Here is a 24,575-nt window from a genome sequence, read left to right as displayed (position 1 = left end):
GCTGAGACACAGAGTCAGCAGCCATCAGCCTGTGACATACTTTTTCTATTATTATCTACCGCCCAATCTAGGTGTCGGACGTGATGGAAAAGGAAAGCGATAACACCACTTCCCTATTTCAAGCTTAACGCATGAGCCTAAGACTCATTAGCCTAAATTAAAGCTCAATACCCGGGCTAAACGTTGCTGGAAGTTGAGTTTCACCGCCTTCCATTGAAGCCATAGGATAAGCACAGTAGTCCGCCGCATAGTAAGCACTTGGGCGTAGGTTGCCTGAAGCACCCGGACCACCAAATGGTGCATCACCACTTGCGCCTGTTAGCTGACGGTTACGGTTAACAATACCCGCACGGATATGGTCAACGAAGTATTCCCATTCAGAATCATCTGTTGATACAAGACCCGCAGACAAACCAAAACGAGTGTCGTTAGCTAGCTCAACCGCTTGCTTTAGCGATTGGTAACGAACCACTTGTAGCAGTGGACCGAAGTACTCTTCATCCGGCAGCTCAGCAATGTTGGTTGCGTCGATAATACCCGGAGAAACAAACGCCGCTTGACCCGCTTTTGCTTCTACTAGGCTGACGCCGCCTAACGATTGTAGATTCGCTTGCGCGTCCAGAATGAACTTAGCCGCAGCTTCAGAGATCTGAGGACCCATGAAGGGTGCTGGTTCAGCGAATGGCTGATCAACACGAATCTTTTGCGTCGCTGCGACCAGCTTATCGAGTAGCAGATCCCCCTTCTCGCCAACAGGCACGTACAAACGACGAGCACATGTACAACGTTGACCCGCACTGATGAACGCCGATTGGATAATGGTGTATACCGTTGCGTCTGCGTCACCATATTGGTCACTGATCACCATAGGGTTATTGCCACCCATCTCTAGTGCCAGCATCTTGCCCGGTTGGCCCGCGAATTGACGGTGAAGGATATGCCCCGTATTAGCACTACCTGTGAACAGCACGCCATCAAGACCTTTAGCATCGGCCAGTGCGATACCTGTCTCTTTAGCGCCTTGTACTAGGTTGATTACGCCAGCAGGAAGACCCGCTTCTTGCCATAATTTCATCGCAAACTCACCCGTCCAAGGTGTCTGCTCTGAAGGCTTAAATACCACGGTATTACCCGATAGCAGTGCAGGAACAATATGACCGTTAGGTAGGTGACCAGGGAAGTTATAAGGACCAAATACTGCCATCACGCCTAATGGACGGTGACGCAGTACAATCTGGTTGCCTGCCGCTTCACGAGAAGCTTCACCGGTACGCTCATGGTAAGCACGAATTGAAATAGCAATCTTGCCCGCCATTGCGCCCGCTTCAGTGCGAGTTTCCCAAATCGGTTTACCCGTCTCTTTCGCGATGATTTGCGCGATTTCTTCGCTGTTCTCTTTAACTTTCTCAGCAAAGTTCAACACGATCGCTTCACGCTCTGCAAAGCTCAGTTTTTTCCAAACCAAGAAGGCTTCACGAGCTGCTGCTACTGCAGATTCAACCTGTGCTGGTGTCGCGCTATCACCCTGCCACACTACTTCATTGTTGTATGGGCTTACTGATGTCATGGCGTCACCTTGACCTGCCACCCACTGTCCTGCTATCCACTGAGTCATACTTCTATCCTTAAAATCTTCGACAGATAATCGCCGCTCTTATTGAGCCAACATGCGAACGAATTCGCCTTCTTTTACTTCAAGAGCGCTTGCTACTTCAGATGATAAAATCACTGTGTCGCTTGCTTGGTCATACGCACCTTTCGCGGCTACTGCGCGGAAGTTCTCAAACGAGGTATTACCAATTAGGAAGTCTTTAGAGCTAGAGTGCTCTGCAATTTGAACCTGTGCTCGAATTGAGTGACGCACAGATTCGATATTTCTTAGATCACACTCAACCGTTGGGCCCCCATCAAAGATGTCGACATAGCCACGGTTGGTGAAACCTTCACGTTCCAGCAACTTAAGTGCAGGGCGCGTATTGTCATGAACCTCTCCGATCACAGCTTGAGCTTCTTCACTCAATAGGTTTACATAGATTGGCAGTTTCGGCATAAGGTCTGCGATGAAGCCTTTCTTACCAATACCCGTTAGGTAATCGGCTAGTGTGAAGTCAATCGAGAAGAAGTGCTCTTGCAACCACTTCCAGAATGGCGAGTTGCCTTCTGCATCTGATACACCACGCATCTCAGCAAAGATCGTTTTTGAGAAACGCTCTGGGTGCTCAGCCATCAGTAGGAAACGACACTTAGACATCAGTCGACCGTTTAAGCCTTTGCGGTAATCAGGACGTAAGAACAGCGTACAAATCTCGCTGCACCCTGTGTAGTTGTTACCGAAAGTCAGCAGCTTCACCACGTTATTCACGCCAAGCTTTTGCGATGAGTGAACCACTTTACTGATGTGGTAAGAGTAAAACGGAACGTCCCAACCAATTGAAGCTTCAATACCTGTGGTACCAGCAACTTCACCGGTTTCTGTGTCGAAGCCAACCATTAGGTAGCCTTCGTCACCAGGTTCAGTCACGTCTTGTTTGGCAAAGCTGTATTCAGAGTGAGTAATACGGTTAGTTAACAGTTCTTCGTTAACCGGAAGAGATGTGAATCCGTGTCCTGACTCAACGGCGCAGGTATGCAGCGCATCGTAATCAGATAGTTTTATTGGGCGAACAACTAGCATCAATATTCCCTCCAGATGCAAAATAGGCCCAAAACCAGAAGCTTGGGCCTTTAGCAGAACGTCATGGGATCGCTCTAGTGGCGATCATTCCTATGACGCCGCTCAGGCTAAACTAGCGTAGCGATTGCTTTGTCTAGTTTTGATAAGCCTTCTTCAATTTCTTGTGTAGTGATAACCAGTGATGGAGTAAAACGAACCACGTTTGCACCCGCAACCAGTACCATCAAGCCTTGTTCGCCTGCTGCTACTAATACGTCACGTGCACGTCCTTGCCACTCTTCGTTAAGCGCAGCACCTAGTAGTAGGCCTTTACCACGAACTTCACTGAAAATTTGATACTTGTCGCTAATCTTAGCTAGGCCATCGCGGAACAGAGCTTCACGCTCTTTCACGCCAGCCAGAGTTTCAGGTTGGCTAACTACATCAACAACGGCTTCTGCTACTGCACACGCCAGTGGGTTACCACCGTAAGTAGAACCGTGCGTGCCAACTTTTAGGTGTGTCGCAAGTTCAGAAGTTGTTAGCATTGCGCCGATAGGGAAACCGCCACCTAGAGACTTCGCTGTGCTTAGAATGTCTGGCGTCACGCCCAGACCTTGGTAAGCATAGAAGTTACCAGTACGACCATTACCTGTTTGTACTTCATCAAAAATCAACAATGCATTGTGCTTGTCACACAGTTCACGAACCGTATTCACGAACTCAGCCGTTGGAGAGATGATACCGCCCTCGCCTTGCAGAGGTTCCATCATGATGGCACAAGTGCGATCAGAGATATGCGCTTCTAGAGCGGCAATATCGTTGTAAGGTAGGTGAGTTACATCGCCAGGTTTTGGACCGAAGCCATCTGAGTAAGCTTCTTGACCACCAACGGTTACAGTAAAGAAAGTACGACCGTGGAAACCTTGTTTGAATGCAATGATTTCAGATTTCTCAGGACCGTGAACATCCGCAGCCCAACGACGAGCTAGCTTAAGTGCTGCTTCGTTCGCTTCTGCACCAGAGTTCGCAAAGAATACTTTTTCTGCAAAACATACGTCAGTTAGCTTCTTCGCTAGACGCAGTGCAGGTTCGTTAGTCATTACATTACTTAGGTGCCAAATCTTGTTTGCTTGCTCGGTAACAGCATTAACCATTGCTGGGTGACAGTGACCCAAACAGCTCACAGCGATACCACCAGCAAAGTCGATATACTCTCGGCCTTGTTGGTCCCAAACGCGTGCGCCTTCCCCTTTTACTGGGATCATTTCCATTGGGTTATAACAAGGCACCATCACCTCATTAAACAGACTACGTTCTACTTTATTTTCCACTGTCATCGTACATTCCTTCTCGATACCGCAAGCTTCGCAAATAAGCGTAATGGTTCATAAGTGAGACAAAGATATTTTGTCTCGCCATAATCCCGCTGCAGCATTATATTTACATTTAATTAACCTTTTCAATAGTAGATTATTCTTTAGCCATCCCTTACAACCAGCTAAACGTCACTACCTATGACTATTTATGCATCAATTAATCTGTTTTATGAAGCTTTTTTTACCTAAACGTATAACCAGCAACAGCAAAGCCTTACTGGCATTGCGGTATATTGGGTTCGAGACGAAATAACGCGAATAATTTTGCATAGGCTAAAAACTTAGCCTGACGAGGGAGAAATGTTATAAAAAGTGATCGGCGTCAGAGGGATGAAGACGCGTAGCGCCCGAATTTAAACGCTTAACGGGTAATGGAATACGTTAAACTGGCTTATTTAGACGGAGAAAGAGTCAAATTTAAACACTCAGCGTGCTAGGAAGTTAGCGAGAAGCTGGTGTCCTTGCTCTGTTTTAATCGATTCAGGGTGAAATTGGACGGCATCAATCGGCAAGGTTTTGTGTTGATAACCCATGATCTCATCCATGCTACCATCTTCAAATTCCGTCCAAGACGTCAGCTCAAAACAGTCTGGTAATGTGCCGTTTTTCACCACTAAAGAGTGGTAACGAGTCACAGTCAGAGGGTTATTGAGACCTTGAAAAACACTCTTCCCGTTATGACGAATAGGCGAGGTTTTACCGTGCATCACTTGTCTGGCTCTCACCACTTCACCACCAAAGACTTGAGCAATGGCTTGATGACCAAGACACACACCTAAGATCGGCAGCTTACCAACGAAGTGTTCAATCACCTGCAGCGAAATTCCCGCATCATCGGGCGTACATGGGCCCGGCGAGATAACAAGATGGCTAGGATTTAGCGCTTCGATGCCCGCAATATCAATCTCATCGTTGCGAACAACTTTTACAGTTACCCCTAACTCACAGAAATACTGATACAAGTTATAGGTAAAAGAGTCGTAGTTATCGATGATAAGTAACATGGGTCGAAATCGTTTGCTAAATACTAAAGGATTGGGAGATATAGGGGCGGTATTGTGCAATACCCATAGCGAAAGGCAAGTGGAAACTGCATTTCGCCAATAATTAAGGCCAACCTAAGTTGACCTTAATTGTTTACAGATAGCGTTAAGTTATCTGAATTGGCTTACTTGTATGGCAAGCCAATCTATTTGTGATTGAGCTACTTACGACGACGCCACATTGCTAAGCCAAATAGTGACATAAGAGCACCGAAGCCAAATGAACCGCCTACTCTTAGCTCAAGAACGGCAGGATCATGATCCGATGAACGGAAGTGATCTTGGTACTTAGGTAGGTCACCTTTGTACTCTTCGTTGTAGTCAAACAACGTCGACTCACCACCATTGATGTGCCAATCGGTAGCATCGACAACCCTATCTTTCAGGCTTTCGCTGATCAGCAGGTGGTCTAGAGCGCCAACTTCATCATTGTATGAGTAGCTCCAGCTGTCTGGGTGCTTTTGAGCCACAGCATTGATATAACCGTAGTTCTTCGTAATCACCGCACCGCTATCACCAAACTGCTCAACACCATCAATGTAGGTATTACGAGCTGCTTTGATCTGCTTGCCGTATTTCTCTTCCGAGTAATCGGTTAGCACCAGCATTGGATCTTCCATGCCGTACGAGTTCATATCACCCAGGATCACTTTGTGACCTTTGATGCCATCGAGCGCTTCACCTAATGCAACCGCCGCAGCAACACGGAAGTTCTCACATGAACCTTGCTTATCGGCATCAACACCACCTTGACCGCCCTGTTCAACCGGTGCTGCATCTTCCCAACACTTAGAGCCTTTCGATTTAAAGTGGTTAATCGCTACGGTGAGTTTCTCTTTGGTACCTTTAACCTTGAAGGTTGGCGCTAACGAGTCACGCTGGTAGTTCTTACCATCTTCAATCACCTTGCCTGAATCGTCTAACACCTCTGGTGCTTGTTGGCTTGGCATCGCGATAACGCGGCTGTCTTTAAGCTTCACTACCTTCTTGCGATAGATGACACCCGTTGTGATTACGTCAGTACCAATCGAGTCCATCTCGTCGGTTACACCATCTTCATTTGAATCAACTGCGACAAAGGTATAACGGTCTTTCTTACGCTCAATGCGATCATTCAGTTGGTTTACAAGTTGCTGAATGGCAGAGCCTTCACCAAAGCCATTGTTCTCAATTTCCATCAAGCCAATGATGTCTGCATCTAAGCGAAGAATCGCGTTCACAATCTTTTCTTGCTGCATCTCAAACTCAGTGATGGTGTTCGCGCCACGGTTATTGCCGTGCTGATTCGCGTCGCCACCAAATGGAGAGTTGAAGTAGTTCAATACGTTGAAGGTCGCAATACGTAGGTCGCCTTCATCCATGTCTGGTTTGTCGGTACGCGGATCGTTACGCACATAGTTTTCAGCCGAGATCTGGTTAGTCGCAATTAAACGGTACTCACCGTAGCTGTAAGTCAGCACGCCTTCTAGGCCAACAATGGTGTCATCAATGCGGATGTAATCTTCTGTTGAACCATCTTGGTCGATATCAGTGCGGCCAAAATCTGGGTAGAAAGGGACTTGTCCATCAGCCGCTTTTTGATCGGTTTCAACGAAAAGACGGCGGTCTGCGTTGTCTTCAGTTTGCTGCTTCGCTTCGTCAGATCCCGCGGCGAAAAGCTGGTTCGGCTGCATGTTAATACGCTCATGCGCCAGTACCATGTTGTTACGACGACCTGCGTAGTCATAACCAAAGGTACGCGTCACACGCATATCAAGCGCTTCGGTTGTTTTCACCAACATGCCTTCGTAGCGTTCAAGCGTTGCAGCGAAGTTCTCGTCACTGTCTAGCACTTCAATCGCCGTAGCTTCAGGTGCCTGCTGCTCGCCCTGTTTTAGCCATTGGTTGTTTTCTACTTTCAGCTGAGTGTGGCTGTAGTATTCTTGAACCTTGCCTTTCACACACACTACATCACCGGCTACTAGCTCTGAGCTCGACTGGTTGGTATGAATAAATAGACCCTCAGAAGTGCTTGAGTTGAAATCATCCTCAAGTGCTTGCAGGTAGAAGCCTTTAGTTAGGCCTGTTGTTACCGCACTTACCACACCTTTTACGAAATATTCATCGTCGGTGATGTATGGGTAGCCATCGATGAATGGCGATGTAGCGCCCTCACCTTGGATTTCTTGAATGGTGGTGAATACTGGGTCAGAGCCATCTTGTGTACAAGTGAAGGCTTCTGGCAGTTCAACGCTGTCTAGTGAACCTAGGCCTTCAATGCTGTCTTTTGGTAGCGATACCCATTGTGAAGCATCAAACGTCGCAGAAGGTGTTTGTGTCGCACGAACCAAAGTAACATCTTTGCCCCAGTCCACATCGCCCATCAAACCAACAACATCATGTACCGAGCCGTCTGAATTCAAGATAGCCAGCGGGTCGTCACCATTATGATTGGCGATAGAGGCATTAATGATGTCAGCTTGAGCTTTAATCTCATCACTCGCACTAGAATGTGCGACCACGAGTACTTCACCGGGTGCTAAAACGTGTCCATCTAAAGGTAAAGTGGCACCCCATGATCCGTTGCCATTGGCAGATTTCGCCAATGAGTAACCATCTAAACTAATGCTGCTATCGCCACTATTGGCAATCTCAACCGCTTTGTTATAGCTGCCGCCTTCCACATATTGTGAAATAAACAAATCAGCGTGTGCGCTTGTAGTTAACAAGCTACCAATTGCCACTGCTAGCAATGAAGGTTTGTGTAAAAGAGCCATCCGTTTCACCTGAGTTCATCGAGTTATAGTCACTGCCATCTATGGGCAGTCATGTATTTTGTGGTAACTATCAGGTTTATTTATGAAAGGAATAAGTCAGTTGGCAAGAAAATGAGGAACTTATCACTTTGGAATCATCAATTGTTTGGCACGTTATATATTTCCAACATATATAGAAACGAGTGTAATTTTATAAAGCTTGAGGGTACCAAATAAGATCATCTGCACAGCATTACAGCGATGGATATGCTAGCTAAATACTGGGTAAATTATCAATTCAAACAAGGGGGTTTCGAGGAAGGCAAATGGAATGGGCATGAAAAAGCCCAAAGTAAACAACAGCTACTTTGGGCTCAAATTCTCAAGCGAGTTGTGTTAGTTCACCCTATGGGCGAGTAACAAAACCTACTGCTTCGTATGCTTTTTTCAGTGTCACTGCAGCACGTTCAGAGGCTTTTTCAGCACCGGCTTTCATTACTGCGTCCATGTAGGCACGGTCAGCACGGATACGGTGATATTCAGCTTGAATCGGCTCAAGCATCTCAACCAATGCTGCGCCTACGTCTTTCTTGAACGGACCGTACATTTCAACGCCTTGGTACTGCGCTTCGATCTCTTCGAACGTTTTACCTGTCGCTGCAGAGTACAGACCCATTAGGTTAGAGATACCCGCTTTGTTTTCCCAATCGTGAGCAATGCGTGGTGGTGTTTCTGCATCGGTTTGCGCTTTGTTGATCTTCTTGATGATCGACTTAGGCTCTTCTAGCAGAGTAATCACGTTCTTACGGTTGTCGTCCGACTTAGACATCTTCTTCGTCGCGTCTTGCAGGCTCATTACACGTGCATTCACTGTTGGAATGTAAGGTTCTGGTACTTGGAAGATTGGCGTTTCAGGACCGTAGATGTTATTGAAGCGAGTTGCGATATCACGCGCTAGCTCTAGGTGTTGTTTCTGGTCGCTACCTACAGGTACTTGGTGAGCACCGTAAAGCAGGATGTCTGCAGCCATCAACACTGGGTAGTCGTATAGGCCTACGTTTACGTCGTTTGAGTGACGTGCAGACTTATCTTTAAACTGAGTCATACGGCTCAGTTCACCCATTTGTGTGTAACAGTTAAGAAGCCAACCAAGTTGAGCATGCTCTGGTACGTGTGACTGAACAAATAGCGTGCTCTTCTTTGGATCAACACCGACAGCAAGACAGATTGCTAGTGCGTCTAGAGTCGCTTCATGCAGTGCTTTCGGATCTTGGCGAACCGTAATTGCGTGAAGGTCTACAACACAGTATTGGCAATCGTAATCATCTTGCATCTGTTGCCATTGACGTAGAGCACCCAAGTAGTTACCGATACTTAGTTCACCAGATGGTTGAACACCACTCAATACGATGGGCTTGCTCATGGTTTTAATTCCTTTGCTTATTCGCTAAGTTTATTGAACGCTTAGCTTCTTAACTTAAATATAGAAAAGCCGCACAGCTCTTCTGTACGGCTCATCCAGTGTACTCATTGATAAGTATTTTGCTAGTAGGTTAGCTAACTTTTGTCCGCTTTATGCTGAAACTAGAACGACATCTAGTAATTGCGCGACGTTATCCGCGACATAGTCAGGGTTTGATGCTGAAATCGGCTCGCCGTGGTTATAACCGTAAGTCAGACCAAACGAGTGACAACCTGCATTCTTAGCCGCTTTAATGTCGTTGCTTGAATCGCCAACCATCAACATCTCTTCCGCTTTTACATTGTGCTTTTCTAGCAACCAGTTCAGAGCGACTGGGTTCGGTTTTTTCTCTGGGAAAGAGTCGCCACCCAACACATCAACAAAGTACTTATCAATACCGTGTTGCGCCAGTACGTCTGGTACAAACTTCGATGGCTTGTTGGTAACCAGCGCCATAGTGAAGCCGGCTTTATCCAGCTCAGCCAGCGTCTCTTTAACCGATGGGTAAAGGTGACTTAGCTTGTGACCGCCCTGCTCATAGAAATCATCAAACAGGATGCGTGCTTTTTTCAGTAGCTCTGGCTCTAGGCTTGGGTCAACCGTCAAGTTACGGCTGAGTGAACGTCCGATAAGAACATCAGCACCATTACCTACGTAGTCGCGAACTTGTTCTTCGCTCACTGAAGGGAAACCCAACTCCTGACAAGCTTGATCAGCAGCAACGGCCAAATCAGGCACGCTGTCTAACAAGGTTCCATCCAAATCAAAGGCGATCAGTTTTATTGAGCTTAATGACATCTTACTTTCCTATTTATTATGTTCGTCTTATGAGTTGAGCTATAAGACGTAAAAAAGGGGCAAATTAGCCCCTTAATATTCAATCTATCTGTAGTTTTACGATTATGCGTTTACTTTTGCAAGCTCTGCACGCATCTCATCAATCACTTCTTTGTAATCTGGTTGATTGAAGATAGCTGAACCCGCAACGAACATATCTGCGCCCGCTTCTGCGATTTCACGGATGTTATCAACCTTCACGCCGCCATCAATCTCAAGGCGAATGTCACGGCCTGACTCATCAATCAGCTTACGAACAGCACGTAGTTTATCTAGCGTGTGCGGAATGAAAGATTGACCGCCGAAGCCTGGGTTCACAGACATCAGTAGAATCATGTCTACTTTGTCTAGGATGTAATCTAAGCAAGAAAGCGGCGTTGCAGGGTTAAGAACCACACCCGCTTTACAGCCGTGCTCTTTGATTAGCTGTAGAGTGCGATCGATGTGCTCTGAAGCTTCAACGTGGAAGGTAATCATTGATGCGCCGGCTTTAGCAAACTCAGGCACGATGCTGTCTACTGGCTTAACCATAAGGTGAACATCGATAGGAGCCGTAATACCGTAGTCGCGCAGCGCTTTACAGATAGGCGCGCCAAAAGTCAGGTTAGGTACGTAGTGGTTGTCCATCACATCGAAGTGCACAACATCAGCACCAGCTGCGAGTACTTTTTCTACGTCTTCACCAAGACGAGCAAAATCTGCAGACAAAATCGATGGAGCGATTAGAAAATCTTTCATACCAAACCTCTTAAGAGTGAGTAAATTGCGAATATCACCGCCTTGTGACATCTCATATACAAATACAAGACTCAATTCCAAGACTATTTGGTGTGCAATTCTACCTAAGCAACTAAGCAGATCCTAGCAGTTCGAAAGATTAGTTTATGAAAGTACCCGTTGGTCACTCAATTTAATGAGTTCGAGGGTTATGTTGGCCGCTACAATTCTTCTGAAGCGTGTTGCTGGTTTTTCTCTTTATGAAAAAGTGCCAGTAACTCATCGACTTTATTGCGCCCTGCGCCATTACGGCTAATGGTGCGCTTAACCTTGACCACGTTCAGTTCTGCACCATGGTATAAACGGCGCGTTAAGGTGGTGTCATGGTTTGAGATCAAGACAGGGATGCCTCGTTCCATCGCTGCTTTTTCAGCAACATCCGCCAGTGCAGCTTGGTCATCTAAGCTAAAGCCATTACCTGCGTAAGAGGTAAAGTTTGCCGTGTTCGACAGTGGTGCGTATGGAGGATCGCAGTAAACCACACAGCCTTTGCGCGCGCGGCTAAAGGTTTCATGGTATCCCTCACAGACGAAGGTGGCTTTTTTCGCTTTCTCGGCAAAAAATTCCAGCTCAGCTTCTGGGAAGTAAGGTTTTTTATAAGAACCAAATGGAACGTTAAAACCGCCCTTCTTGTTGTAACGACATAGGCCATTGAAGCCAAATCGGTTCATATACAAGAAAGCCAATGAACGATACATGACGTTATCTGTACCATTGAACTCAGCGCGAATATCTAAGAAGGCTTCTTTACGGTTGTTCTCAGGACAGAACCAGCGCTTCGCTTCCGTGATATAAGTTTCAGGATCGGTTTTAAGCAGGTTGTACAGGTTGATAAGATCGGGATTGATATCTGCAAGCAGGTACTGTTCAAAGTCAGTATTCAGAAATACTGAGCCGGCACCGACAAACGGTTCTACCAATTTACGAGCAGGTGGCAGGTGACGTTGGATGTCTTCAACTAGGCCATATTTACCACCAGCCCATTTTAGAAAGGCACGCTGCTTTTTCATTTACTGCTCTATCTATCAACTCAAAAATAAGGCTGCGGAATGTAACATATTTTGAGGCTAAGCTCAGGGTTATTTCGCACGTTCTATCTCTCGATGCACTTGATTCATCGATTTTGCCCAAGGTTCCAACTGTTGAAGGGGTTTTGATAACGCACTTACCGCGTCTCTCGCCACTTGAATCGTTGGGTAATCTTGATAAGTGATAATAAACCACTTGGTGTCGTTGCGAAGTGTTGGGTAAATACGAACCTTGTTCTCAAGGTCATACTCTTCAATGAAAGACTGTACGTCGTCCAATGAGGTCATCGCACTCAACTGCAAAGTATAAGCTCGCGGAGAGATAGCTTGTAACTCTTCGCGAGAAAATGAGAATGTAATTTTCTTAGTCGGTGGCGTGGACTGTGTTAGGTCTGTTGCTTCATCGGCTGAAGGCTGTGACTCCACTTTGTCTGCATCTGATTGCGAACTCACCGCGGCACCTGTGTTTTCTTCAACAGCAGCATCAATCGCACTGGTATCGGCACTTTCAGGTTTATCATCAAGCAAGGCATCAACCACATCAGAGGTGATTACGACACGCTGCTGATCTTGTTCGACTTCTCCAACACTCGCGGTATCTTCAACGACAGTCGGTGGCAAAGATGAGCTGTCGTCATCAGCACCTTGATAACTCATGTCAGCTTCGGCTTCAGAATCGTCCATTCCGTCGATTCCAGCTTGCTCGGTACCACTTTCCACTTCAAAAGTTGGGATAGCTGTCTGTTCAATCGGAGCGATAAGAGATTGCGCTTTATCGTCAGGGGTTGGTTGACTGAACATCCACCAATAACCACCACCAATTAAAATCAACAGCAAGGCCACCACAATCGCGATATTGATGGGTGAGCCAATAATTGAGCGAATAATAATCCTTTTTTCCACTTTCAATTCTCCTAAAGCCATTAACTCACCGGGCAGAGGTTGCGCTTTATTAAACGCACGTCGCACGCAAGTTTCAGACTCATCATCAACATATCGAATCACCAGTGATTCAAAGAAATGTTCAGCTTCTGGTTGCGAAAGGTCATCGATCTCAAGATCGATAGGTTTGTGTTGTTGACCGTAGCTCAAACGCGTTAATAACGTATCTAAGTGGCCAGGTTCCGAGAAGAGAACGATATTGATCGTCCATTGAGGGTTTGATTGAGCTTCCAGTACCAACATCCATAATTCGGATACCAATAGCTCAGAAAGTCGTTGGGCATCATCAACGACGACAACCACATTACACGGTTCTCCATCCAGTAACCTTGTTAGGCTATCCGATAAAGAATCATGTTGATTAAACAGGGGATCAGAAACAATTTGGCTAAGAATAAGCGCGCGGCGTTGTTGATCGTCTTGGCTTGGATGACAAAGCAGTAAACACTGATTTTTTTCTGTCGACCATGCTTCAAGATAACGCTGAGCCAACCAAGATCGGCCAGAGCCAGCTTTGCCAGCAACCGTCACAAGGTTTGAACCAAAGTTAGTCAAAAGCTGTAAGCGCTCTAGCAGCTCAACTTGAGATTCTAACTCTAATACTCTTAATTCATGAGCCAAACTCATTGGGGATCCCTACTGATAAGATCGATCAGTAAAACGCTTCAATTGCCTAGAGTTTAGCTAGGCAACCTCACAACCAAATTTAAAGAGTACGGCAGAAATCGATCGCTTGTTTAATGATGTCTTGAGGCACATCAGCAACCACTTCAGCAGTACCAATACTTGTTGGTAATACCAAACGCAACTGACCAGACAGCACTTTTTTATCGCGCATCATGTGCTTCATAAAGTCTTCAAAAGACATGCTTTCTGGCGTATGGATTGGTAGTTTCGCATTCTTGAGTATAGAAATAATTCGCTCAAGTTGCTGCTGAGAGATCAGTCCCTGTAATTGAGCTGTTTTAGCTGCCATTACAGTGCCTGACGACACAGCTTCACCATGTAGCCAATTACCATAGCCTAGTTCTGCTTCAATCGCATGACCAAATGTATGACCTAGGTTCAATAACGCTCTGATTCCTGACTCTTTTTCATCTAGAGCCACCACTTCAGCCTTAATTGCACAACAACGAGCAATCGCGGTAATCAGTGCTTCTTCATCAAGTTGATAAAGTTTCTCTAGATTCTGCTCCAACCAATCAAAGAAGGCTTCATCGTAAATGATGCCGTATTTGATCACCTCAGCAATGCCCGCTGCAAACTCACGCTCTGGAAGCGTTGATAAACAGTTGGTATCGATGATCACAGATTTCGGTTGGTAAAAAGCGCCGATCATATTCTTACCAAGAGGATGGTTTACTGCGGTTTTACCACCAACAGAAGAGTCCACTTGAGAAAGAAGGGTCGTCGGGATTTGAATGAAATCAATACCGCGCTGGTAACAAGAGGCAGCAAAACCGACCAAGTCACCGATAACACCACCTCCTAAAGCAATCACCACCACATCGCGGCTGTAATTTCCTTCAAGCATGTAGCTCATCACTGAATTGAACGTTTCAAGGGTTTTGTACTGTTCACCGTCTGGCAGTTCGAGAAGAGATGTCTGACAGCCGACTTGATCCAATAGCGATAAAATTTTATCAGCATAAAGAGGCGCTACTGTCACATTACTGATAACAACAACTTTCTGCTTACCTGATAAAAAAGAAAGGTACGCCGGGTCTTCAAATAACCCGGCGCCAATAGAGATAGGGTAGCTACGCTCAGCTAGATTGACCGTAATCCGTTCCATGGGTTTGCTCTCCGAAAAAATGAACTTAACGTTCTTCTAGCATTTTTACGATCTGGTTGGCTACCACTTTTGCACTTTGGTCGTCAGTACGAACTGTGTAGTCCGCCACTTCTTCGTATAGTGCGTTGCGAGATACAGCTAGATCTTCTAGCACATCACGCGGGTTGTCTGTTTGAAGTAGAGGGCGTTTCTTGTCGCGGTTAGTGCGAGCAAGTTGCTTTTCAATTGTTGTCTCTAGGTATACAACAATGCCTCGTGCAGATAGACGGTTACGGTTTTCTTTGCTCAACACTGAACCACCACCTGTCGCAAGAACAATACCTTGTTCTTCTGTCAGATCATTGATTACAGATTCTTCGCGCTTACGGAAACCTTCTTCGCCCTCAACATCAAAAACCCATGCGATGTCTGCGCCAGTGCGCTCTTCGATCACAGTGTCAGAGTCTAGAAACTCCATATGAAGTTGGGAAGCTAGGTGTCTACCAATTGTACTTTTGCCGGCGCCCATTGGGCCAACAAGAAAAATATTGCGTTTCTCAGCCATGTTTTTAGCAGTAATTTACAACGTTAATTCAATGACATCGCCACAAGGTAGGTCAGTACAAGTACTGAAATTAAAAGGCCCGTGGCACCGATTCCTCACAGATAATTCGTGATAAGACCCGAAATTATCAAGGTTAGGTGCCACTAATGCAACTTTATTTTTAATCTAATTGTTCATTACTGAATCACAACTTTGGGTGTGACAAAAATAAGTAGTTCACTTTTACCCACATTTTCATAGCTGCGACGGAACAATGCGCCCAAAACTGGCAGGTCCCCCAACAGAGGAACTTTATCCACTGTACTGCTCACGCTGTGCTGAAATATCCCGCCAAGCACGACAGTTTCACCATTATTAACAAGCACTTGCGTACCTATTCTTTGCGTATCAATGGCGACCGCTTCACCGGTTCCAGTTTTTACCACTTGCCCTGGCCTATCTTGAGTCACGCTCAAATCCAATACCAAACGATTATCGGGCGTGATCTGCGGTGTCACCTTAAGACTCAACACGGCTTTCTTAAATGCAACCGACGTAGCGCCACTTGAAGATGACTCTAAGTAAGGAATTTCAGTACCTTGCTCAATATAAGCCGGCTTTTTATTGGTGGTGATTAAGCGTGGACTAGAAATGATTTCAGCTTTTGACTCTTGTTGCAGTGCCGACAGTTCAAGATCGAGTAAGGTATCTGAACCCAGTTTGGCCACCTGAAACGCAATACTCGAGGCGTTCGGCGATGTTGCCCCTAAATTGACGTTGAGATAGTCATCAATCACGCTGCTGCCGCTATCGTCGTCATACGGCGTAATCGCTGATGGGTGGTTACCTTCGATTGAGCCACCAACGGTGAAGCTTCCGTTGGTTGAGGAAACGCCCCAGCGCACGCCAAGCTCATCAAGATTACCCTCAGTAACCGTGACAATACGTGCCTCTATCTGTACCTGCTTCACGGGAATGTCTAACGATTCAATGATGCCTCGGATCACGGCAATGTTTTCTTCCAATTCACGAATGAGCAGTGAGTTGGTGCGCTCATCAATGGTAATCGAACCACGATCGGACAACATGCTGACCGCACCTTCACCTCCAATCATGTCAGCGATGTCGGTGGCTTTAGCAAAGTTAATCTTGATGATTTCCGATTTAAGCTCCCCTAACTCCTCTTCTAAGCGCGATTTCTCTAACGCTTGTTGCTCTCGAAGGTCGAGCTCTGCTTTCGGCGCGACCAAGATAACATTGCCATCAACACGCTTATCCAAGCCTTTAACTTGCAAGATAATGTCGAGAACTTGCTGCCAAGGTACGCCATCTAAGCGTAACGTCAGGTTTCCGGCTACCGAATCAGACACCACGAGATTGAAGTCGTTGTAATCGGCAATCAGTTGCAGGACATTTCGTACCGGGATATCCTGGAAGTTAATCGATATCAGCTTGCCCTCTTTCTCTAGAACGCTTTTTTCTTTGGTCGCTTCATCGAGCACCGGTTTGCTGATCACCACCTCAATAAAGCGCCCCTTTAGGTTGTATTCATACTGATAGTCATTGCTAATCGTCGCTAGAAGCCGAGTGCTTGGTGTCTCTTTATAGACTTCAATGCCTTCAACCAAGGTAGCGAAATCCTTCACATCCAGCAGGTAGAGCTTGTCATCATCAACCTGAGTATTGATCAACTCGATACTTAACCCTTCCTGAGCACGTTGAACATCCACCACTGCTGTGCTGGTCGCCAGCTCAATAATGATGACGGCGTCTTTATCCTTATTGACCCTAAAATCAATATTCTCCAATTTGTTCGGTAAGCTCTCGGCATGGCTGAGCACGCTAACAACCAACATCACAGACACAGCAAAACCTTGTAGAGCCTTGCTCACTAATCCACTTATTCCTTTAATCATATTTACATCTCATATCCACATCATGTGACATTGGTTTACTTCAGAGCCAGCCTAACGTTGCGCTTATGCCAACAACCTAAGCCATCTGGAAGAGTTTCATTAATCTGAACGTATTGGCTCGTCACCTTAGTAACTCGGCCATTGTTTAAGCCGATAAACTGGCCTTTCTTTACGTTTACCACGTTGCCTTTGGGTGTTTGCACTAAGCCAAACACGCTTGAGCCACTGCCCATCACGCCTCTTAAACGAAGCTTACTCAGCGGGTACTTCTCTAACTTGCCATTACGAGAACGGGCGCTGGGTTGCCAACAGTCTTTCTTAACCAAGGGTTGGTTTTGCACAATGGCTTCTTTAGGCAGTTCAAAGGGAGGACGCAAAGATCGGCGCTGATAAGTCGCCGCCGTGAATTCAGTTGCTGGGACAAGTTGCTCGACATCTTTTCTCGCCTTGGCTTCAACCTGCGCCACAAAATCTTGCAGTGAGTCTTGATTAGCTTTGCAGCCTGACAACGCAAGCATCAATACGATTGAGTAAAACGCGCTATTGGGTTTCATCATTAACCTCCGATTTAAACTGGTAGGTATAAGCTCGAACCCTAAAGTGCAGCGTGCTACTTTCTTGACTGACTCGCTGCCAATTCACATCATCAAAGCTAATAATACGCGGCAGCTTGGCGATGGCAGCAGAGAAGTCACCAATCTCGTGATAGTCACCTGTCAGCTCTATATTGAGAGGCAATCGATAGAGAAACTCCTTATTCTGCTTTTGCCCCCAATCGATTCGTGTGAAGGTCAGCGAGTTATCCAAGCCGAGCTCATTCACGGAGGCCAACATGCTCGCTAACTCCTTTTGAACGGGCAGCTGCTCTAATAGATAATCGTAGCGACTAGTTAGCTCATCCAACTGGCTCTGCAACTTAGGCAAGGCTGCAACCTTATTCGCCTTTATCCTCAAGGTCGTTTTTAAGGTCTGCTCCTGTTGCTTCATCTGTTTCAGTTCCTCGTCGAGCGGCAGCAGATACAGCCAAGTGCCAACACCTTGGATTAACACCATCAACACCAGAATCACGAGAAGCTGAGGCAACAATGGCCATTCGGTGATCTCATCAACATCGAGATCTTGCAAGCTCATCCTGTTTTGCCTACTAATCCTATTTTGAAGGTTAGCCATGATGCGCCCCCTTATCTTTTCTGCTCGCGGTTGTGTTTTCTAAAGACACAGGGCTAAACACAAAAGAGACCTTGAAGGTCTGAAACTCTTTATTGAAGCGCTTGCGGTTATGAACGATAGAGTGCATCTCGACCCCTTTCAAAGAATCTGAACGTTCGAGGTTGTCCAACATGGTGGCGAGACGAGCAGTGCTGTCGCTGATGCCCGACATTTCAATCTCCTGACCATTCATCTTTATCTTGTCGACATAGACACCCTCTGGAATCAGCTCCGGCATCAAGTTCATGAAGTCGGTGGTCTTATTACGGCCAAGCTGCAGCGACTCAACCACATCAAGTCGAGTCAGAATGGCTTTGTGTTCTTGCTCTGCGACTTTTAACGACTGAATTTGTCGGTCGAGCTCAGCAATGTACTGATTGAGGTAATTGAGGCGAGCTTGCTGCTTGGCTTGTTGATCGTGAAAATAGTGACCAACCGCCCATTGCCCTATAAGCGCAATGATGACGCCAAGAATGACCAGATGGATAAAACGCTTCTTGTGCTGAGCACGAATCTCATCACGCCACGGCAGCAGGTTAATTTGATGCAACATGCTTCTCTCCCTGCCACTTGAGCCCACTCATCGCCATACCCGCCGCGATACCAAAGTGTTGCCAGTCAATCGGCAGTCGGCGTCTCTTGGCGACCTTATTCTCAAATAAAGACAAAGGATTCAATGACTCGCAGCTCAACTGAAAATGGCGTTCTAGCTCTTCGGTTACCATAGGGATGCTGGCGCCCTCGCCCATCAACCAAATCCCTGAGATAGGTTGCTGCGCATTTCCCGATGAATAGAGCTGCAATTGACGCTTGAGCTTCTCAATCAGGTTAACAATGAATTGATGTGTCTCTTCCATAGTACCGAACACGCTCTCGATATCACTCGGGTCATCTGAGCTGCGAAGATCTTGAGTGCCAAAGGCGATGTCTTTATAGAAAGGCGCCGAATTCTGCGGGATAACCCCTAGCGAGGTTTGGTCGATTCCAACATCCACTAGCAACCAGTTTTTCTTATCGGGATACAGGCGCGAGGCCAATTGCCAGATATTAAGTAGCCCATGCGCCTGTGTATCCACCACCACAGGTTTGAAGCCAGCCTTGGTTAATGCATCCGCTCGGCTATCCACAACTTCTTTACGAGTGGCGTATACCTGATAACTGCTTGTCGAACCTTTACCAAATCGTTTGTCTTCCAGCTTTACAAAATCTAAACTCAGCTCCTCGATAGGAAAGGGAGATTGATGGGCGAAGGTTTGATAGATAGAAAACTCTTTTTCTCTGTCTTCTAACTCACTCTCTATTTGCAGTACTTTGCTGATCACCGTGTTATCAGGTACCGAAATGGCGACGTTGCGACAGCCAAAAGGCAGTCCTTTCCTAAGTTCTTTAAGTTTCTTAACAGTTTTCTGATACTCCAAAGTATGGTTAGCTGTAAAAATGTCGTCCGAAATCGGCAGCTCTTTGTATCCCACTAGGGCATACAACTCCCCCACGGGTTTTAGTACCACGGCTTTGATGCTGTGATGATTTATATCTATACCTGTAATTAATGATGAACCCATGTGACCTAGCTCCTGAAGTGCCAAGCATTTCGTTGATTATCTAGGGGTTGTGATTATTAGTTAAATAAGCGTTAATAAACGAAAGCTAAGTTTTTAGCCTAGAGTACAAGGGTTTGCTGCTTATCAGCCTTAACTAATCAGGGATTATCCGGTGAAGTTCATAAAGCGATTATTCATATTTACATTGATTTGCATGATTCTTGGAGTCAGTACAATTTTCGGGTTTTATTTTTACGTAAAACCAGAGTTGCCTGATGTTGCCACTTTGCGCGACGTAGAACTCCAAACGCCGATGCAAGTCTTCAGTCAAGACGGTAAGCTGATCTCTCAATTTGGTGAAAAGCGTCGTAATCCAGTCACTTATGACGAGATTCCTCGCCACTTAGTTGAGGCTCTGATTGCCACCGAAGATAGCCGTTTCTATGAACACCCAGGTATTGACCCAATCGGTATCACACGTGCAGCACTCGTGGTTGCAATGTCGGGTTCAGCCAAACAAGGTGCTAGTACCATTACTCAGCAGCTTGCGCGTAACTTCTTCTTATCTAATGAGAAAAAGATTATGCGTAAGATCAAAGAGATCTTCATTGCGATCCACATTGAGCAACTTCTTAGTAAAGAAGAGATCATGGAGCTTTACGTCAACAAGATCTTCCTTGGTCACCGTTCGTATGGTTTTGGCGCGGCAGCACGTGTTTACTTCGGTAAAGATCTTCCTGATCTCACGCTGAGTGAAATTGCGACCCTTGCGGGTATGCCAAAAGCACCTTCGACAATGAACCCTATTTACTCTGTTGAGCGCGCGACTAACCGTCGTAACGTTGTATTGCGTCGTATGTTAGACGAGAAATACATCACTCAAGCAGAGTTCGATGACGCTCGTAGCGAAGAGCTTATCTCGAAATACCACGGTGCAGAGATCGAACTGAGCGCGCCATATGTTGCTGAAGTTGCACGTGCTTGGATGGTGGAACGCTATGGTGAAGAAGCTTATACATCAGGCATGAAGGTCTACACGACCGTTGATTCGAAACTGCAAAAAGCAGCGAACCAAGCCGCAATTAAGAACCTACTTGGCTACGATGAGCGTCACGGCTACCGTGGTGCTGAAAAAGTATTGTGGCAGACTGCGCAATCAGCGTGGGATCAAGAACAAATCGTTAAACACCTTAAGTCTCAACCAACCTATGGTGACCTAGTCCCTGCTGTTGTTACCGCGGTTGATTCGAAAAGTGCTCAAATTTGGGTTAAGAACCAAGGTGAAGGCACTATCGAATGGCAAGGCATGAACTGGGCGCGTAAATTCCTAACGGATAACCGCCAAGGACCAGCGCCTTCTCAAGCGAAAGAAATTCTGGCGGTTGGTGAACAAATCTGGGTTCGCCATGAAGCCGTTACCGGCGATGAAGTCTCTGAAGAGCCGACAGAAGAGTCAGCGACTGCAGAATCAGAAACACCGATTGTATGGCGACTAAGCCAAGTACCGAATGCGAACACAGCATTTGTTGCAATGAACCCGAACAACGGCGCGGTATTGTCGATGGTCGGTGGCTTTAACTTTGTCCACAACAAGTTCAACCGTGCAACGCAATCTATTCGTCAGGTGGGTTCTGGTATCAAACCCTTTATCTACTCAGCAGCGATTGAGAAAGGCTTAACGCTAGCCTCACTGATCAACGATGCACCGATTAACCAATGGGATAAGAGCCAAGGTACCGCATGGCGACCAAAGAACTCGCCACCGACTTACGTGGGTCCAACTCGTTTACGTATTGGCTTAGCTCAGTCTAAAAACGTAATGGCGGTACGTGTACTGCGCGAAGTAGGTCTAGATGATACTCGTAACTACCTAACTCGATTTGGCTTTGATATTGATGAAGTTCCGCGCTCTGAAACCATTGCTCTGGGTGCGGGTAGCTTAACGCCAATGAAAGTAGCTCAAGGTTACTCAGTATTCGCTAATGGCGGCTACTACGTTGAACCTTTCTACATCAGTCGCATTGAGACACCATTTGGTGAGACTGAATTTGAAGCGACACCAAAAGTGGTTTGTAAAGACGATTGCCAACAGCAAATGACCTCAGACCCAATGGCTGATGAGTTTGCAGAGCAAGATGTGGATGCCAAAGTACAATACGCACCTCAAGTTATCTCTGAACAGAACGCATTCCTTGTTCGTGAAATGATGTACAGCAACATCTGGGGTGGCGGTGATTGGAGCGCTGGCACTGGTTGGAACGGTACTGGTTGGCGTGCACAACCGTTGAAGCGTCGTGACATTGGCGGAAAAACGGGTACCACCAACGATTCTAAAGATACTTGGTACAGCGGTTACGGCCCTGGCATGGTTGCAACGGTATGGGTTGGTTTTGATAACCACAACCGCAACCTAGGCAGAACCAAAGCGAACTCAAATCTTGGTAAGAACCAAATTACGGGTGCAGAAGCTGGCGCGAAAACAGCAGAACCTGCATGGGTTGATTTCATGGGTACGGCGTTAGCGGGTGTTCCTGCTGAGCGTAAAGAGATTCCTGAGAACATCGTCCGTGTTCGTATCGACCGTGAAACTGGCTTACTGACCAACAAGTTCGATAGCTCATCAATGTTCGAGTACTTCGAGAAAGGCACAGAGCCAACCGAGTACATCACTGAACGTTTCAATGATGACATCTACTCAACCTCATCAGGTGAAGCAGTAGAAGAACTGTTCTAACTAAGGTTTGTAGAACCTAGTAACATGAACCAACAAAAAGGGTTGATATGCATTCATATCAACCCTTTTTTTATATCTATATCTGACCAGACTAGGCTCTAAATTCAAGCGCTAAGCCGTCTTCTCCAGTTGAGTTCGAATCGTCTCAGCCAATTGCTCGAAACGTCCCTTCAATGGAGAGCCCGGACGATAAGCCACGACAATTCGACGTGAAGGTGTTGGATTCACCGCAGGTACGTAACACACACCATCTTTCTGCTTTTCCTTTGGCACCGATAACTGAGGTAGCAAGGTAATGCCCGCCCCCGCCGCGACCATGTTACGCAGCGTTTCTAAGCTGGTTGCCTTAAAGCGCTCATCATCTTTGGCGCCCGCAGCAAAACAGAAGCCCAAGGCTTGGTCTCTCAAACAGTGACCGTCACCTAGCGCAAGTACGGTTTGTCCATTTAGCTGCAGCATATCGACAGTGTCTTGCTGAGCCCACTCGTGGTCACATGGAACGGCAACACTTAACGGCTCGTCATACACATCGATCTCTTTGAACACCGCCGTTTCATCAACCGCAGCCAGTACTAAGCAATCAAGCTTGCCATCTTCAAGTTGGCTCACTAACTGATGGGTCTGAGCTTCATGCAGGTAAAGCTCAAGATCTGGGAAGCTCTCTTTAAGATGAGGAACAATCTTAGGCAAGATGTAAGGACCCACGGTTGGAATAAAACCAATGTGCATTGGCCCCGTCATCGCTTCACCGTGTCCACTCGCCATATCTTTAAAAGTTTTCACTTCATTGAGAATACGCTTGGCTTGTTCAACAAGTTGTAACCCTGATTCTGTAAATATCACCTTCCTTGGACTACGCTCGGTTAACTGAAGTCCAATTTCATCTTCGAGTTTGCGTATTTGACCGCTTAGTGTCGGCTGACTGACAAAGCACGCTTCTGCCGCTTTTCGGAAGTGTTTATGCTCTGCGAGCGCCACCAAGTATTCAAAGTCACGAATGTTCATGATCAGTCTCTTACCTCAGGTTTTAATAAGAACAAGGGTTCTAATAGAAACATTTAAAAGAAAAATGCTCTTGATAGAGTTTACCTATCAAAACCATAACATCAAACGATTAGAGCTATCAAAGGATTTATCTAATAATGGGCTCAACGAAACGAAACAGAGCGAAGAAAAACGTTAAGCTCTGATAGAACAAAATTAAAATACTATTTAAGGAAATCAATATGTTTGCATCTAAAGAAGGTCAATCAATCCCTCAAGTAACATTCCCAACTCGCCAAGGTGATGCATGGGTTAACGTAACGACGGAAGAACTATTCAAAGATAAGACAGTTATCGTATTCAGCCTGCCAGGTGCGTTTACACCAACATGTTCTTCAAGCCACTTACCTCGTTACAACGAACTACACTCAGTGTTCAAAGAAAACGGCGTTGATGACATCCTTTGTGTTTCAGTAAACGATACGTTCGTAATGAACGCATGGAAAGCAGACCAAGAAGCTGAAAACATCACATTCATCCCAGATGGCAACGGTGACTTCACAGACGGCATGGGTATGCTGGTTGAGAAAAACGACATCGGCTTCGGCAAACGTTCATGGCGCTACAGCATGCTGGTTAAAAACGGCGTGGTAGAAAAAATGTTCATCGAAGAAGATGTACCAGGCGACCCGTTCAAGGTTTCTGATGCAGATACTATGCTTAACTACATTGCTCCTGAGCACAAAGAGCAAGAGTCGATCACAGTATTCACTAAGCCAGGCTGTCCTTTCTGTATGAAAGCGAAACAAAACCTAATCGACAAAGGTCTAAACTACGAAGAAGTGGTGTTAGGTAAAGACGCAACAACAGTAAGCCTACGTGCAATCTCTGGTCGCACTACCGTTCCTCAAGTATTCATCGGTGGCAAACACATCGGTGGCAGCGAAGAACTAGAAGCTTTCCTAGGTTAATCACTTAGTCGCTAATAAACGCCTAGCAATTAAATAACCTAAGTAA

Annotated in this window: 21 protein-coding genes; 3 read left to right on the top strand and 18 right to left on the bottom strand. The window is 46.1% G+C overall.

The window, feature by feature from the left end:
• Positions 1-157 precede the first annotated feature (157 nt).
• The 17 genes from astD to pilM form a co-directional block, all read right to left on the bottom strand.
• Positions 158-1,615 carry a succinylglutamate-semialdehyde dehydrogenase gene (gene astD / locus AB4249_RS20100; RefSeq protein WP_017071310.1) on the bottom strand — a complete coding sequence of 486 codons (1,458 nt, stop codon included), beginning with the start codon at positions 1,613-1,615 and terminating at the stop codon, positions 158-160.
• A 39-nt stretch (positions 1,616-1,654) separates the two neighbouring features.
• A complete protein-coding gene (gene astA, locus AB4249_RS20095; RefSeq protein WP_372104540.1) occupies positions 1,655-2,674 on the bottom strand; it encodes an arginine N-succinyltransferase in 1,020 nt (339 codons plus the stop codon).
• A gap of 107 nt (positions 2,675-2,781) precedes the next feature.
• Positions 2,782-3,993, bottom strand: coding sequence for an aspartate aminotransferase family protein (locus AB4249_RS20090; protein ID WP_372104538.1), 1,212 nt, complete (start codon positions 3,991-3,993; stop codon positions 2,782-2,784).
• 464 nt (positions 3,994-4,457) lie between these two features.
• Positions 4,458-5,036 (bottom strand): aminodeoxychorismate/anthranilate synthase component II, encoded by a 579-nt coding sequence (locus tag AB4249_RS20085; protein ID WP_009848915.1) that lies wholly within the window; start codon positions 5,034-5,036, stop codon positions 4,458-4,460.
• A 200-nt stretch (positions 5,037-5,236) separates the two neighbouring features.
• On the bottom strand, positions 5,237-7,831 hold the full coding sequence (locus tag AB4249_RS20080; protein WP_372104535.1) for an ExeM/NucH family extracellular endonuclease: 2,595 nt from the start codon (positions 7,829-7,831) through the stop codon (positions 5,237-5,239).
• Between the two features lie 385 nt (positions 7,832-8,216).
• Complete coding sequence (gene trpS, locus AB4249_RS20075) at positions 8,217-9,233, bottom strand: tryptophan--tRNA ligase (protein ID WP_016796005.1); 1,017 nt, start codon at positions 9,231-9,233, stop codon at positions 8,217-8,219.
• Positions 9,234-9,383: 150 nt separating this feature from the next.
• Complete coding sequence (locus tag AB4249_RS20070) at positions 9,384-10,070, bottom strand: phosphoglycolate phosphatase (protein WP_017061120.1); 687 nt, start codon at positions 10,068-10,070, stop codon at positions 9,384-9,386.
• 102 nt (positions 10,071-10,172) lie between these two features.
• Positions 10,173-10,847, bottom strand: coding sequence for a ribulose-phosphate 3-epimerase (gene rpe / locus AB4249_RS20065; RefSeq protein ID WP_010435263.1), 675 nt, complete (start codon positions 10,845-10,847; stop codon positions 10,173-10,175).
• A 200-nt stretch (positions 10,848-11,047) separates the two neighbouring features.
• The gene (locus AB4249_RS20060) at positions 11,048-11,896 is read right to left on the bottom strand and encodes a Dam family site-specific DNA-(adenine-N6)-methyltransferase (RefSeq protein WP_017061122.1); all 849 of its coding nucleotides are present in this window, start codon (positions 11,894-11,896) and stop codon (positions 11,048-11,050) included.
• 69 nt (positions 11,897-11,965) lie between these two features.
• The gene (locus AB4249_RS20055; RefSeq protein WP_372104532.1) at positions 11,966-13,483 is read right to left on the bottom strand and encodes an AAA family ATPase; all 1,518 of its coding nucleotides are present in this window, start codon (positions 13,481-13,483) and stop codon (positions 11,966-11,968) included.
• Positions 13,484-13,562: 79 nt separating this feature from the next.
• Positions 13,563-14,651, bottom strand: coding sequence for a 3-dehydroquinate synthase (gene aroB / locus AB4249_RS20050; RefSeq protein ID WP_017061124.1), 1,089 nt, complete (start codon positions 14,649-14,651; stop codon positions 13,563-13,565).
• Positions 14,652-14,676: 25 nt separating this feature from the next.
• Positions 14,677-15,195, bottom strand: coding sequence for a shikimate kinase AroK (aroK, locus tag AB4249_RS20045; RefSeq protein WP_017061125.1), 519 nt, complete (start codon positions 15,193-15,195; stop codon positions 14,677-14,679).
• Positions 15,196-15,371: 176 nt separating this feature from the next.
• The gene (locus tag AB4249_RS20040) at positions 15,372-17,090 is read right to left on the bottom strand and encodes a type IV pilus secretin PilQ (protein ID WP_032545762.1); all 1,719 of its coding nucleotides are present in this window, start codon (positions 17,088-17,090) and stop codon (positions 15,372-15,374) included.
• Positions 17,091-17,125: 35 nt separating this feature from the next.
• A complete protein-coding gene (locus AB4249_RS20035) occupies positions 17,126-17,644 on the bottom strand; it encodes a pilus assembly protein PilP (RefSeq protein WP_017063694.1) in 519 nt (172 codons plus the stop codon).
• Positions 17,631-18,260 (bottom strand): type 4a pilus biogenesis protein PilO, encoded by a 630-nt coding sequence (locus tag AB4249_RS20030; RefSeq protein ID WP_017061128.1) that lies wholly within the window; start codon positions 18,258-18,260, stop codon positions 17,631-17,633. Before AB4249_RS20030 ends, AB4249_RS20035 begins: the two co-directional genes overlap by 14 nt.
• The gene (locus AB4249_RS20025) at positions 18,253-18,852 is read right to left on the bottom strand and encodes a PilN domain-containing protein (RefSeq protein ID WP_017061129.1); all 600 of its coding nucleotides are present in this window, start codon (positions 18,850-18,852) and stop codon (positions 18,253-18,255) included. The genes AB4249_RS20030 and AB4249_RS20025 overlap by 8 nt, the downstream gene beginning before the upstream one ends.
• Positions 18,836-19,861, bottom strand: coding sequence for a type IV pilus assembly protein PilM (pilM, locus tag AB4249_RS20020; protein WP_017061130.1), 1,026 nt, complete (start codon positions 19,859-19,861; stop codon positions 18,836-18,838). Before pilM ends, AB4249_RS20025 begins: the two co-directional genes overlap by 17 nt.
• A 151-nt stretch (positions 19,862-20,012) precedes the next feature.
• On the opposite strand from pilM, the gene AB4249_RS20015 reads away from it, so the two are divergent.
• Complete coding sequence (locus AB4249_RS20015) at positions 20,013-22,574, top strand: penicillin-binding protein 1A (protein WP_032546261.1); 2,562 nt, start codon at positions 20,013-20,015, stop codon at positions 22,572-22,574.
• A 111-nt stretch (positions 22,575-22,685) separates the two neighbouring features.
• Here AB4249_RS20015 and oxyR read toward each other — a convergent pair whose 3' ends face one another.
• Positions 22,686-23,579: a DNA-binding transcriptional regulator OxyR gene (oxyR, locus tag AB4249_RS20010; protein ID WP_017061132.1), complete on the bottom strand. Its 894-nt coding sequence runs from the start codon at positions 23,577-23,579 to the stop codon at positions 22,686-22,688.
• Here oxyR and AB4249_RS20005 point away from each other — a divergent pair.
• Both AB4249_RS20005 and AB4249_RS20000 read left to right on the top strand, forming a co-directional pair.
• Positions 23,578-23,757: a hypothetical protein gene (locus AB4249_RS20005; RefSeq protein WP_017096544.1), complete on the top strand. Its 180-nt coding sequence runs from the start codon at positions 23,578-23,580 to the stop codon at positions 23,755-23,757. The two genes, oxyR and AB4249_RS20005, sit on opposite strands and share 2 nt — an antisense overlap.
• 43 nt (positions 23,758-23,800) lie before the next feature.
• Complete coding sequence (locus AB4249_RS20000; protein ID WP_004737157.1) at positions 23,801-24,529, top strand: glutathione peroxidase; 729 nt, start codon at positions 23,801-23,803, stop codon at positions 24,527-24,529.
• Positions 24,530-24,575 lie beyond the last annotated feature (46 nt).

The sequence above is a fragment of the Vibrio sp. 10N.261.55.F4 genome, from assembly GCF_041470465.1.
Lineage (GTDB): Bacteria > Pseudomonadota > Gammaproteobacteria > Enterobacterales > Vibrionaceae > Vibrio > Vibrio crassostreae_C.
Note: the sequence above shows the minus strand (reverse complement) of the source record. Positions and strands in the feature narration are given on the sequence as shown.

Excerpts from the sequence above, each read along its gene's own strand:
- astD (WP_017071310.1), bottom strand. The coding sequence starts at position 1,615 with ATGACTCAGTGGATAGCAGGACAGTGGGTGGCAGGTCAAGGTGACGCC.
- astA (WP_372104540.1), bottom strand. The coding sequence starts at position 2,674 with ATGCTAGTTGTTCGCCCAATAAAACTATCTGATTACGATGCGCTGCAT.
- AB4249_RS20090 (WP_372104538.1), bottom strand. The coding sequence starts at position 3,993 with ATGACAGTGGAAAATAAAGTAGAACGTAGTCTGTTTAATGAGGTGATG.
- AB4249_RS20085 (WP_009848915.1), bottom strand. The coding sequence starts at position 5,036 with ATGTTACTTATCATCGATAACTACGACTCTTTTACCTATAACTTGTAT.
- AB4249_RS20080 (WP_372104535.1), bottom strand. The coding sequence starts at position 7,831 with ATGGCTCTTTTACACAAACCTTCATTGCTAGCAGTGGCAATTGGTAGC.
- trpS (WP_016796005.1), bottom strand. The coding sequence starts at position 9,233 with ATGAGCAAGCCCATCGTATTGAGTGGTGTTCAACCATCTGGTGAACTA.
- AB4249_RS20070 (WP_017061120.1), bottom strand. The coding sequence starts at position 10,070 with ATGTCATTAAGCTCAATAAAACTGATCGCCTTTGATTTGGATGGAACC.
- rpe (WP_010435263.1), bottom strand. The coding sequence starts at position 10,847 with ATGAAAGATTTTCTAATCGCTCCATCGATTTTGTCTGCAGATTTTGCT.
- AB4249_RS20060 (WP_017061122.1), bottom strand. The coding sequence starts at position 11,896 with ATGAAAAAGCAGCGTGCCTTTCTAAAATGGGCTGGTGGTAAATATGGC.
- AB4249_RS20055 (WP_372104532.1), bottom strand. The coding sequence starts at position 13,483 with ATGAGTTTGGCTCATGAATTAAGAGTATTAGAGTTAGAATCTCAAGTT.
- aroB (WP_017061124.1), bottom strand. The coding sequence starts at position 14,651 with ATGGAACGGATTACGGTCAATCTAGCTGAGCGTAGCTACCCTATCTCT.
- aroK (WP_017061125.1), bottom strand. The coding sequence starts at position 15,195 with ATGGCTGAGAAACGCAATATTTTTCTTGTTGGCCCAATGGGCGCCGGC.
- AB4249_RS20040 (WP_032545762.1), bottom strand. The coding sequence starts at position 17,090 with ATGATTAAAGGAATAAGTGGATTAGTGAGCAAGGCTCTACAAGGTTTT.
- AB4249_RS20035 (WP_017063694.1), bottom strand. The coding sequence starts at position 17,644 with ATGAAACCCAATAGCGCGTTTTACTCAATCGTATTGATGCTTGCGTTG.
- AB4249_RS20030 (WP_017061128.1), bottom strand. The coding sequence starts at position 18,260 with ATGGCTAACCTTCAAAATAGGATTAGTAGGCAAAACAGGATGAGCTTG.
- AB4249_RS20025 (WP_017061129.1), bottom strand. The coding sequence starts at position 18,852 with ATGTTGCATCAAATTAACCTGCTGCCGTGGCGTGATGAGATTCGTGCT.
- pilM (WP_017061130.1), bottom strand. The coding sequence starts at position 19,861 with ATGGGTTCATCATTAATTACAGGTATAGATATAAATCATCACAGCATC.
- AB4249_RS20005 (WP_017096544.1), top strand. The coding sequence starts at position 23,578 with ATGATCAGTCTCTTACCTCAGGTTTTAATAAGAACAAGGGTTCTAATA.
- oxyR (WP_017061132.1), bottom strand. The coding sequence starts at position 23,579 with ATGAACATTCGTGACTTTGAATACTTGGTGGCGCTCGCAGAGCATAAA.
- AB4249_RS20000 (WP_004737157.1), top strand. The coding sequence starts at position 23,801 with ATGTTTGCATCTAAAGAAGGTCAATCAATCCCTCAAGTAACATTCCCA.